The organism is Frankia canadensis (assembly GCF_900197875.1).
In the GTDB taxonomy this organism is placed as follows: Bacteria; Actinomycetota; Actinomycetes; order Frankiales; family Frankiaceae; genus Frankia; species Frankia canadensis.
The window spans coordinates 1-11460 of sequence record NZ_FZMO01000121.1; the positions used below are offsets into that span (position 1 = coordinate 1).

At 72.7% G+C, this 11460-nt stretch carries 9 protein-coding genes; 4 read left to right on the forward strand and 5 right to left on the reverse strand.

All coding sequences use genetic code 11. The annotated features are described in order from the left end of the window. Positions 1-176 precede the first annotated feature (176 nt). The 5 genes from C1A33_RS12345 to C1A33_RS12365 all read right to left on the reverse strand — a co-directional run bounded on the left by C1A33_RS12345 (position 177) and on the right by C1A33_RS12365 (position 7112). The gene (locus C1A33_RS12345; RefSeq protein ID WP_101831668.1) at positions 177-956 is read right to left on the reverse strand and encodes a FadR/GntR family transcriptional regulator; all 780 of its coding nucleotides are present in this window, start codon (positions 954-956) and stop codon (positions 177-179) included. Positions 957-1064: 108 nt separating this feature from the next. Further along, positions 1065-1931 carry a mycofactocin-coupled SDR family oxidoreductase gene (locus tag C1A33_RS12350; RefSeq protein WP_243407465.1) on the reverse strand — a complete coding sequence of 289 codons (867 nt, stop codon included), beginning with the start codon at positions 1929-1931 and terminating at the stop codon, positions 1065-1067. Beyond that, positions 1928-2698 carry an ABC transporter ATP-binding protein gene (locus C1A33_RS12355; RefSeq protein ID WP_101831669.1) on the reverse strand — a complete coding sequence of 257 codons (771 nt, stop codon included), beginning with the start codon at positions 2696-2698 and terminating at the stop codon, positions 1928-1930. Before C1A33_RS12355 ends, C1A33_RS12350 begins: the two co-directional genes overlap by 4 nt. Further along, complete coding sequence (locus C1A33_RS12360) at positions 2695-5721, reverse strand: branched-chain amino acid ABC transporter permease/ATP-binding protein (protein ID WP_165818350.1); 3027 nt, start codon at positions 5719-5721, stop codon at positions 2695-2697. Before C1A33_RS12360 ends, C1A33_RS12355 begins: the two co-directional genes overlap by 4 nt. An 89-nt stretch (positions 5722-5810) precedes the next feature. Then, entirely contained in the window at positions 5811-7112 is a 1302-nt protein-coding gene (locus tag C1A33_RS12365) for an ABC transporter substrate-binding protein (protein WP_165818351.1), read from the reverse strand. A gap of 580 nt (positions 7113-7692) precedes the next feature. Between C1A33_RS12365 and C1A33_RS12370 the strand changes: the two genes are divergently transcribed. The 4 genes from C1A33_RS12370 to C1A33_RS12385 all read left to right on the forward strand — a co-directional run. After that, a complete protein-coding gene (locus C1A33_RS12370; protein WP_101831672.1) occupies positions 7693-8991 on the forward strand; it encodes an acyl-CoA dehydrogenase family protein in 1299 nt (432 codons plus the stop codon). A 54-nt stretch (positions 8992-9045) separates the two neighbouring features. Continuing rightward, positions 9046-9594 (forward strand): TetR/AcrR family transcriptional regulator, encoded by a 549-nt coding sequence (locus C1A33_RS12375; RefSeq protein WP_207770279.1) that lies wholly within the window; start codon positions 9046-9048, stop codon positions 9592-9594. Next, positions 9591-10799, forward strand: coding sequence for a cytochrome P450 (locus C1A33_RS12380; RefSeq protein ID WP_101831673.1), 1209 nt, complete (start codon positions 9591-9593; stop codon positions 10797-10799). Before C1A33_RS12375 ends, C1A33_RS12380 begins: the two co-directional genes overlap by 4 nt. Beyond that, positions 10789-11460: phosphotransferase (locus tag C1A33_RS12385; protein WP_207770280.1), on the forward strand; the 672-nt coding region annotated here is incomplete at its 3' end. The genes C1A33_RS12380 and C1A33_RS12385, both read left to right, overlap by 11 nt.

An 11460-nucleotide genomic window follows, 5' to 3' on the forward strand; every position in this document is an offset into this window, starting at 1 on the left:
AACGCGCGCGACGGAACATTCCCGCAATTCACGTAAAATAACATTGAAAATGCTCATTCTTCGGCCCGGTCACGAAGAGAAGCCGAACGACTGTTACCAGCGATTGGCATAGCGCTGATTGACACCGCCGGAGCGAAACCTCCGGACGGCGGAGCGCGACGGTTCCGGTCTCCCGGTCAGGTCGCGGCGGCACCGCGGCCGAGCCGGCGGATGTGCGCCAGCATCGCGGCCTCGGCGGTGTCGCCGTCCTGCGCCTCGACCGCCGAGGCGACCTGCCGCAGCTCCTCCATGACGTCGTACCAGAACCGCGGCCGGGCCGCCCGGGTCGGCGCGAAGTGCTCGGGCACGACGGCCGACAGCGGACGGATCAGCATCGGCAGCAGCGCGTTGCGGGCCGCCTGGACGAGCACCCGGTGGAACTCGAAGGACCGGTCGGCGGTCTGCTCCTCACCCAGCCCCGCCGGTGGCCGGGACAGCTCCATGAGCTGGTCGATCTCGGCCTGGGTGCGGCGCTCGGCGGCGAGGCGGGCGGCCGGCGCCTCGATCAGCGCCCAGGCCTCGAGGATGTCGGCCGTCGGCAGGTGATCGGTCGAGGCCATCACCCGGAACGCCCGCCCGAGCGCCGCGACCACGTCCGCGGACGAGGGATGCGCGACGAACGTGCCGCCCGCGTTGCCCCGCCGGGTCGTGATGAGCTTCTCCGACATGAGCAGCCGGATGCCCTCGCGCAGCGTCAGCCGGCTGACCCCGAGCTGGGCGGCGAGGTCGGCCTCGGCGGGCAGCCGGTGCCCGGCCGCGAGCGCGCCGGACAGGATCTGCTCGCGCAGGTGATCGGCGACCTGCAGGTACGACAGCTCGCTCGAGACGCCGGACGCCTCCTGCCGTGGGCCGGCGGCCTGCGCGCGGGGCCCCGTGCCACCCCGGCCCATGAGGGCGCTCTCCGCCTCCGTGGCCATGCACTCTCCCGCCCACGATCAGCCGCCCGCGTGCCGGCACCAGTCTGGATCCTGCCGCGCACCGCCGTGGGCGGCATGTTCTCAGATTACCATCGCGCGCATCGACCCTTATGTCATGAGGGCGCCACCGTCGATCGGGATTTCCGTACCGGTGACATAGCGCGCCGCGTCGGAAGCGAGGAACAGAACCGCCGCGGTGATGCCCGCCGGTTCCAGCCATGGGATACCCAGTGGGATTCCGGCCCGCGCCCGGGCCGCGAAGTCGTCCTCCGTCGGTTCCGGAACATCGGGGGCGAACAGTCGCCGGGTCGGCGCGTTGCGCAGCATCACGGTGTTCACGTTGCCGGGCAGGATCGTGTTCGCGCGTATTCCGTGCCGGGCCGTCTCGCGGGCCAGGGTGTGCATCAGTCCGAGCACCCCGCTCTTGGCGGCGACATAGGCGCCGATGTTCGGCGAGCCCTTCGCCGCCGCACCCGAGGAGATGGCGATGACACTGCCGCCGCGGCCCTGTTCGATCAGGCGCGGGACGCTCGCCCGGATGGTGTTCCAGACGCCGACCAGATTGACGTCGAGCACGTCGCGGAAGGCGTCGTCGGGGATGTCCCACACCTGCGCGGGCGGCCCGGTGATGGCGGCGTTGGCGACGACCACGTCCAGGCCGCCGAAGCGGTCCGCACCGGCCTGCACGGCGCCGCGCAGCGCCGCGACGTCGCGCACGTCGGCGACCACCGGCAGGATCCGCCCGCCGACGGCCTCGACCTGGCGCACCGTGGCGTCGAGATCGTCGGCCGTCGGCATCGGGTAGACCGCCGTCCGGCTGGGAGCGCACGCGTCGACCGCGACGATCGCCGCGCCGGCGCCGGCGAGGCCGACGGCGTGCGAGCGGCCCTGGCCCCGGGCCGCGCCGGTGATCAGCGCGACCCGGCCGCGCAGCGAGTCCGCCCCCAGGGGCGGGTCGCCGTCCCGGGTGCTCACAACGCCGCCGCGCCGAGGTAGCTGCTTTCGATCAGCTCGCGGCGCTGGCGCAGCTCGTCCGCCGAGCCGGACACCATCACCCGTCCCCGGCTGAGGATGTAGGCCCGGTCGGCGACCGCCAGCGCCTTGTTCACGTGCTGTTCGACGAGCAGTACCCCGATGCCCGTCTCGTCGGCGATCGCACGCACGATCGGCAGCAGGCGCTGCACCACGATCGGCGCGAGCCCGAGGCTCATCTCGTCGATCATGAGCAGGCGCGGGTCGCTGGCCAGGGCCCGGCCGAGCGCCAGCATCTGCTGCTCGCCGCCGGAGAGCAGGCCGGCGCGGGTGCGCAGCAGCCGGCCGAGCTCGGGGAAGTAGCGCAGCACCCGGTCGAGGTCCGCGCCGCCGGGGCGGCGGGCGAGCCCGAGGTTCTCCCCGACGGTGAGGTTGAAGAAGATCGCCCGGTCGTACGGCACGTGCGCGACGCCGCGCGCCGCCGCCCGCCAGGGGCGCCGGCAGTCGACCGGGTTGCCCAGCACCGCGATGGAGCCGCCGAGCGCGGGCAGCAGCCCGGAGATCGTCGCGAGCATCGTCGTCTTGCCGGCACCGTTCGGGCCGAGCAGGGCGACCACCTCGCCCGGCCCGACGGCGAGGTCGACGTCGCGCACCACGACCTTGTCGCCGTAGCCGGCCGTGACGGCGCGCAGGTCGAGCAGGGGCGCACGCTCGGGCGCGTCGCCTGGCGGGGCGCAGTCCGACGCGGGGTTCGTGGCCGGTGCCGTCACCTGGTGCTCACCTCCGGGACAGACGCCGCCGCGGCGGACGGCGCGGGATCGGAATCGGGATAGGCGGCGGGGTGGGCGTTCTCGTCCGGTTCCGGCTCGCCGAGGTAGGCGGCGATCACCCGGGCGTCGCCGCGGATCTCGGCGGGCGTGCCCTCGGCGATGAGCCGACCGAAGTCGAGGACGTAGACGTAGTCGCAGACGTTGAGGATGAGGTTCATGTCGTGGTCGACGAGCAGTATGCCGACGTTCGGCGAGAGCACCTCGCGCAGCCGCTGGCCGAACTCGACGCTCTCGTCGGTGTCGAGGCCGGCGGCCGGCTCGTCGAGCAGGATGACGTGCGGCCGGCTGACGAGCGCCCGCGCGACGCCGACCCGCTTCTGCGCGCCGAGCGAGATGTCGCCGGGCAGCGTGTCGGCCATCTCCTCCAGCCCCAGCAGGCCGATCGCCGCGTCGACCACCGGCGGCGCCGCCCGGCGGCGCGGGGCGACCAGGTCGGCGAGGCCGGAGTACCAGCGGTCCCGGCGGGCCGCGACGGTCAGGTTCTCCCGTACCGTCAGCGCCGCGAACAGCTCCAGCGACTGGAAGGTGCGGGAGATCCCCAGCCGTGCCCGCACGTGCGCGGGCTTGTCGTCCAGCCGGGTCTCGCCGAGACGGACGGCGCCCTGGCTGGGCGTGAACCCGGAGATGGCGTCGATGAAGGTCGTCTTGCCGGCGCCGTTGGGCCCGATGAGGCCGACCAGTCGCCCGGGCGGAACGGAGATCGACACGTCGTCGATGGCGGTCAGGCCGCCATAGCGGACGGTCAGCGACCGGGTCTCCAGGGCCAGGGCCTCCTGCCCCTCGGCTATGATCGGCGCGGCACCGTCCTCGGCCCCCGCCGCGGCAGCGCCCCGCGCGGCGACGGCGTTCTTCGCGGCGACGGCGTCCTTCGCGGTGACGGCGTTCTTCGCGGCGACGGCGTCCTTCGCGGTGACGGCGTCCTTCGCGGCGACGGCGTCCTTCGCCGCGACAGTGCCCTCGACGGACGCGGTGCCCTCGGCCGCGGCGGGGGGACGCAGCCGGGCCCGCAGGCGGCGCAGCCGTTGCCCGGTCCGGCGGAACTCGCCGGCGAGCCCCTCCGGGTTGAGCACCGCGGTGAGGATGAGGCCGACGCCGGCGACGGTGTTCTGGAGCTGGTCACCGTTGTTCAGGTGCGACAGGAGGAGCTCGTTGAGCAGGTAGAACGACAGGCCGCCGGTGGCGAGCAGGCCGGCGAGCAGGCCGCCGGGGACACTGGTGATGCCGCCGAGGTAGGCGATCGCCAGCACCGAGAGCGAGACGAACGCGTCGAACGGCACCGCGGTGATCGTCTGCTGCTGGTAGGCGAGCATGCTGCCGCCGATCCCGGCGATGAACGCGGACATCGCGAAGGCCTGCATCTTGGTGCGCGCCAGCGCGATGCCGATCGAGGCGGCGGCCCGCTCGTTGGACCGCACGGCGAGCATCTGCTGGCCGGTGTGGCTGCGCCGCAGGTTGAACATCGCCGTGGTGACCAGCGCCAGCACGACCAGCGCGAGGATGCCGAAGACCGGCCGCGCTGTCTCGGCACCGCGGGAGAAGCTCAGGTCGATGCCGAACAGGCTCGGCCCGCTGACGGTGGCGCCGGAGAACCCGCCGGTGAGGCTCGCGTTGTTGAACACCGCCTGCTGCAGTGCCCAGCCGGCGGCCAGGGTGACCACGGCGAGCTGCACACCGCGGATGCGCAGTGCCGGCAGCGCGCCGATCATGCCGACGACCATCGCGCCGAGCGCCGCGAGCAGCGGCGCGATCGGGAACGGCACCCCCCAGCCGGTGGACAGCCCGGCGAGCAGGTAGGCGGCGCTGCCGGCCAGCGCCATCTGGAACAGCGAGACCTGCCCGATGAACCCGACGAGCAGCACGAGCGACAGGGCGACGACCGCGCCGGAGATCGAGTTCAGATAGGCGAGGCGGTAACCGCCGGGCAGAACGAACAGGGCGAGGACGGCGAGGGCGAAGGCGACGAGCCCGGGGCGCAGCGCCCGGCGCACGGGCGGCGCGAACGGCAGCCGCTCGGGCTTGAGGTCCCCCCGCATCGGGATCTTCTTGCCGAGCAGGAACGTCGCCACGATGATCACGACGAGCGGCAGGGTGTCCTGGATCCCCTGGTGTGGGAACCAGGAGATCTTCTGCGGCAGGTTGAGCAGCAGGTTCTGCAGCATGCCGAGCACCAGCGCGGCCGCGACGGTGACGCCGAACGACGTCATCCGGCCGATGAGCGCGGCGGCGAGCGCCGGGATGATGATCAGTGAGAAGCTCGACGGCGACAGCGACGTGATCGGCGCGACGAGGATGCCCGCGAGTCCGGCGAGCACCGAGGCGAGCACCCAGGACGCGGCGGCCTGCAGGTCCGGGGAGTAGCCGACGAGGATCGCGCCCTTGGCGTTCTCCGCCGCGGCCCGCGTCGCGGTGCCGAAGCGGGTGTAGCGGAACAGCGCGGCGACGATCCCGGCGCAGACGAGCGCCGCGACGGCGCACAGCACCCGGTCCATCGGCAGGGCGGTATCGGCGATGGTGAACAGCCGGCGGGTCGGCAGCACGGGGCTCGGGTTGACGGTGTCGGTGCCGAACTTCTCCGCGACGATCGACTGGACCACCAGCAGCAGGCCGATCGAGGCGACGACCCGGGCGAGCGCCGGCGCCTCGCGCAGCGGCCGGAACACCACGACGTGCGACAGCAGGCCCAGGGCCGCCGCGGTGACCAGCGAGATCAGCAGGGCGGGGACGAAGGCCATGCCGGTCTGGTCCGGCAGCGCCGTCGGCACGTGCAGGCCGGGGATCGGGACGAGGTAGTGCCCGGTGCTGCGCAGCTCGTAGAAGACGTACGCGACGTACATCGAGATCGCGCCCTGGGAGAAGTTGATGATCCCCGTGCCGCGGTACCCGATGACGATGCCCAGGGCCAGGAAGGCGATGACGGTGCCGCCACCCAGGCCGAGTAGGAGAAAGGCTAAGTACTGGCTCACCAACGCTCCCCATCCGACGGAACGACTGACTGTGCGAGGGCACCCGGCTCGCGGTCCCGGCCGGCGGACGCGCCGGGACCGCGGGTCCGTCAGACCCCCGTGCTCTTCAGGGTCTCCAGCGCGTCGATGTACTCCGCGCTGCCGGGCGTGGAGTCGATCGCGCGCCCCTTGACCTTGGTCATGTACACGTCCCAGCTGCACACGGAGGTGTACTTCTCATTGGACGCGCACTGGTAGCTGTCCGGTCCGAGGAAGACGTGGCCGCCCGGCTTGAGGGCCTGCGCCCGCACCGCGTCGGCGGTCAGGCCGCTCGCCACCGGCTTCATGATCGACTGGGTGACCCACATCAGGACCTGGAAGCCGAACGGCGCGTAGCCGCCGAGGTTCGCGCTCTTGCCGGCGTACTGCGCCATCTTGGCCCGGTAGAGGACGGCGTCGGGGGTGTTGCCGTACGGGTCGGGGCCGGTGCCGTTCATGGCCCAGCCGTCCATCGCGTCACCGACCTTCGAGAAGGTGGTGGCCGAGTTGCACAGGGCGGTCGTGATGACCGGCGTGGTGTTGTTCTGCGACTTGGACGCGTTGATCAGCGGCACGCAGAACGGCGTCGGCAGTTCGGCGATGACGTAGTCGAGGTCCTTCGCGCCGAGCGCGCTCCAGGCGCTGAGGAAGTCGGTGGTCGTCGGCGGGAAGGTGACCGGCTTGACGGACTTGCCCTTCGCCTCCAGCGCCTTGGTGATCAGCGTGATGATGGACTGGAGCGCGGGGATCTGCGGGCCGATGATGCCGACCTTCTTCGCGTCCGGCGCGTTCTTGATCACATAGGCCGCCTGTGCCGCCCCGGCACCCAGCGAGCCGTTGCTCAGGTAGTAGGTGTCCTTGGCGGTGTAGTCGGGTCCCTGGACCGGCGTCTGGCCGAAGACCGGGATGTTCGCGCCGTTGAAGATCTTGGTGGCGAGCGCCCAGTTGAAGTCGGAGCCGGCGACGACGAGCAGCGGCTTCTCGGCGGCGAGCTTCTGCGCGCAGGACTGGGTCTGGGTGGGCGTCCCGTCGGTGTTGCAGACGTGCATGTCGACGCGGTGGCCGCCGGCACCGCCCAGCTCGGCGTTGACGTACTTGATCGCGGCCTGCGCGGCGACCGTCATCTCGGGGTACGCGGCCTGCTGGCCGGTCGTCTGGTTGATGAACCCGATGACCACCGGGGAGCCGGTCGCCGCGTTCGCGCCGGTCGACCCGGTCGGGCTCGACGCCGTGGACGAGCCGCCCGAGCCACAGGCGGCGACCGCGACCAGGCCGGCGGTCGACATCGCCACGACGGTCAGTAATCGACGCTGCCGGCGCGGCGGCACCGTGGCTGACCGGCCCCGGCCCGTCCTGCCTCGACTGAACCTCATCAGGTCTCCTGTCCTCATGTTCTGGAGCGGACCGGTCCAGAACATGCCTGGACCGGTGTCACGAACGGGTGCCGCCGACGCGCCGGGCGTGCGGACGACGACGGCGGGCGCGTGATCGCGACGGCAGGCCAAGGCCGCGGGCGCGCCGGGCGGCGGTGTGTGGCCGGCGCCCGGGCCGGCGTTGACGGTGATGTGGCCGGCTCCGGTGGAGCCGGCCCGGATGCTGCGGCGGGGCGCGGCCCGTCAGCGGTCGCGCGACGGAGGAGACCCGGACGCGGTCCGAGCGGTCAGACTCCGGGCCCCGATCTCACCTCTATGTGTCCTGGCTCACTCATGGCGGGAACTGTAGCGGACATCTGAGGTTTGGGGAAGGTCCGGATTTGCTCTCTCTACGAACCCTATTAACTACTATCAGCTACATAATCGCACGTAGTGCCTGCAGGACAGTGTTCATGCACACAGCTCATCTAGCCGTGCATCCGATTGAGAACATCGGGCGATAGGTGGACTTGGTGATGCAACCGCATTAGTGTCTCCGGCGTCCGAACGATCAGGTAACAGGGAAGGTGGCCCGCCTGCGATGGGATGGGACTTCGAGACCGACCCGGACTTCCAACGCCGGCTCGACTGGGTCGACGCGTTCGTCCGTGAGCGGGTCGAGCCGCTCGACCTGCTGCCGGAGCACCCGTTCGACAAGGCGAACGCGCGCGTCCGCGACCTGCTGCGGCCGCTGCAGGAGGAGGTGCGCGCCCGCGGCCTGTGGGCCTGCCATCTCGGCCCGGACCTCGGCGGCGCGGGCTACGGGCAGGTGAAGCTCGCCCTGCTCAACGAGCTGCTCGGCCGCTCGCACTGGGCGCCGTCGGTGTTCGGCTGCCAGGCCCCCGACTCGGGCAACGCGGAGATCCTCGCCCGCTTCGGCACCGCCGAGCAGCGCGCCCGCTACCTGCGCCCGCTGCTCGACGGCGAGATCACCTCCTGCTACGCGATGACCGAGCCGCACGGCGGCTCCGACCCCGCGCTGTTCACCACCCGCGCCGTGCGCGACGGCGACGCCTGGGTCCTCACTGGCGAGAAGTGGTTCGCCTCCTACGCCCGGTACGCCACGTTCTTCATCGTCATGGCGGTCACCGACCCGGACGCCGGGCCCTACCGGGGTATGTCGATGTTGATCGTGCCGGCTGGCACCCAGGGCCTGGAGATCGTGCGCAACGTCGGTCTCGGAGGCGAGCCGGAGGAGGCCGGCGCGCACGCCTACCTGCGCTTCGACAACGTGCGGGTGCCCGCGGACCACGTGCTCGGCGGCGAGGGCCAGGCGTTCGCGATCGCCCAGGACCGGCTCGGCGGCGGGCGCATCCACCACGCGATGCGCACCGTCGGGATGGCCCGCGCGGCGTTCGACATGATGTGCGAGCGGGCCGTCTCCCGGCGCACCCGCACCGGTTCGCTGTCGTCGCTGCAGCTCACCCAGGAGGCGGTCGCTGACAGCTGGATCGAGCTGGAGCAGTTCCGGCTGCTCGTGCTGCGCACCGCCTGGCTGATCGACCGCCACCGGGACTACCGCAGGGTGCGCGGCGACATCGCGGCGGTCAAGGTCGCGATGCCGCGGGTGCTGGCGAGCGTCGTGCGGCGCGCGATGCACCTGCACGGCGCCCTCGGGGTCTCCAACGAGATGCCGTTCAGCGCGATGCTGGTGGCCGCGGAGGTGCTGGCGCTCGCCGACGGCCCGAGCGAGGTGCACGCCGTGAGCCTCGCCCGCCAGGTCCTCGCCGGCTACGAGCCGGTGGAGGGCCTGTGGCCGAGCGGGCACCTGCCCACCCGCCGGGCGGCGGCCCGGGCCCGGTTCGCCGAGCGCCTGGAGCACGCCGTCGCCAACCAGTAGTTCCGCCCGCGGCCCCGGCCGCGCCCCCCACCACCGACCAGGAGGACCACTTCAGTGAGTCGCCGTCCCGACGAGACCCGGACGCGGCTGGTCGACGCCGCGGAACGCCTGTTCGCCGAGCGCGGCATCGACGGCGTCAGCCTCCGGGAGATCACCCGGGAGGCGGGTGCCCGCAACGCGATGGCCCTCCAGTACCACTTCGCCGACCGGACCGGGATCATCCAGGCGATCCTCGACAAGCACTCGCCGCCGGTGGAGGCCGGCCGGCTCGCCCTGCTCGACGCCTACGAGGCCACCGACCGGGCGGACCTGCGCCACCTCGCCGGCGCGCTCGTCCGCCCGTGGGCGGCCAAGCTCGGCGATCCGGCCGGCGGGCGGGAGTTCCTGCGCATCAACGCCGACATCGCGGCCCGCCCGTTCCCCGCGGACGACCCGCCGTCCTGGACCGTGCCGACCGAGAGCCTGCTGCGCTGGCGGGAACTCGTCGAGCCGAACCTGGACCCGACCGCCGTCCTGCTGCACCGCCGGCACACGGCGATCGCCTACGTGGCCGTCGAGCTCGGCCGGCGACCCGAACCCCGCCTGCCAGGAGGTACCCCGTGAAGGTCGATGGCACCGAGTTCGTCCACGACGACATCCTCGCCATCGGCGACGTCCGCGACCCCTACCCGGTCTACCGGCGCCTGCGCGAACGCGGCGAGGTGCTGGAGATCGACTTACGCGCCGAGTTCGGCCTGGGCGGCGAGCAGACCTTCGACCGCGTCCGCTCCTTCGCCGTCCTGTCGTACCCGGCGGTGCGCGCCGCGTTCAACAGCACCGCGCTGTCCAACGCCGTCTACCAGAACTACCTGGGCATCGTGACCGGCCCGTCGATCCTCGAGATGGACGAGCCGGAGCACGCCGCGCTGCGCAAGACGATCGCGAGCGCCTTCAAGCCGTCCGCCCTGCAGACCTGGATGGACGGGTTCATCCGGCCCGCCGCGCACGAGCTGGCCCGCGCGGTCGCCGAACACGGCCACGGCGAGCTCGTCGCCGACCTCGCGTTCCAGCTGCCGATGCGGGCGATCTGCGCGATGCTCGGCGTCCCCGCGATCGACTGGAAGCGCTTCAGCCGCTGGTCGGAGGTGTTCATCACGGTTGCCTACGACCCGAGCGCCGGCGTGCCCGTCGAGCGGGAGATGGGCGAGTACATGCGCGCGCTCATCGCCGAGAAGCGCGCCAACCCCGGCGAGGACCTGGCGTCGCTGCTGCTCGCCGCCACCGTCGACGGCCGCGCCCTGACCGACGACGAGATCGTGAACTTCCTGCGCCTGCTGCTGCCCGCCGGCGCGGAGACGACGTTCCGCGGCGCGAGCGTCATGCTCTGGGTGCTGCTGTCGCGACCCGACCTCGCCGCGCGGGTCGCGGCCGACCGCGGCCTGGTCAGCCGGTTCGTCGACGAGACGCTGCGCTGGGACCCGCCGACGCACAACGTCCCCCGGATCGCCGCGCGCGACCTGGACCTCGCCGGCACGGCCATTCCCGCCGGCTCGTTCGTGACGATCTGCCCCGCCGCCGCCAACCGCGACCCGGACGTCTGGCCCGACCCGGACGTCTTCGACCTCGACCGCCAGACCCGCTCCCCCGCCACCTTCGGCAACGGCCCGCACCACTGCCTCGGCTACCAGCTCGCCCGCCTGGAGATGATGGCCACCCTGGAGGCGGTGCTCGACGAGCTGCCCGGAATGCGCTTCGCGCCGGACGCCGGCGACCCGCACATCTACGGAATGGCGATGCGCGCCGTGTCGGGACTTCCCGTTGTCCGCTGACCCCCGCGCCGCCGCCCGGCCCGCCGCAGCCGGGATGACGACGACGGCAGCGCGGGCCGCGGTGCGCGAGGCCGCGCTCGCGCATCTGCCGGCGCGGGTCGCCCACGCCGGGCGCGACTGGGCCGCGGGCCTCGACCTGGTCGCGTTCGAGCCGCTCGGCGGCGGCGCGTCCGGCCTCACGTTCGCGGCCCGCTGGTCCGCCGACCCGCCCGGCGTGCCACGGTCCGAGCCGGCAACACAGCCCGCGCCGGCAACACAGCCCGCGCCGGCAACGCAGCCCGCGCCGGCAGCACGGTCCGAGCCGGCACGGTCGTCGGACCTGCTCAGCGCCGTCGTCCGAGTCGCGCCGCCGGGACTCGCGCCGGTCGGGAACCGGGACATGCTGCGGCAGGCACGGCTGCTGCGCGCACTGGCCGACGTCCCCGGCCTTCCGGTCCCGGCCGTCCTGTTCGATGACGTCGGCGACCCGCCCGACACACCGCCGTTCGTCGCGACGTCACGGCTGCCGGGATCGAGCTTCGAGCCGCTGATGGATCCGCTTCCCCCCGGCGGGCGGCTGCCCGCGCCCGCGCTGCTGCGCGCCCGGGCCCTGGCCGCCGCCCGCGTGCTCGCCCACCTGCACGCCGTCGACCCCGCCCGGGCGGCCCGGGGTCCGCACCGG

Excerpts from the sequence above, each read along its gene's own strand:
- C1A33_RS12370 (WP_101831672.1), top strand. The coding sequence starts at position 7,693 with ATGGGATGGGACTTCGAGACCGACCCGGACTTCCAACGCCGGCTCGAC.
- C1A33_RS12345 (WP_101831668.1), bottom strand. The coding sequence starts at position 956 with ATGGCCACGGAGGCGGAGAGCGCCCTCATGGGCCGGGGTGGCACGGGG.
- C1A33_RS12365 (WP_165818351.1), bottom strand. The coding sequence starts at position 7,112 with ATGAGGTTCAGTCGAGGCAGGACGGGCCGGGGCCGGTCAGCCACGGTG.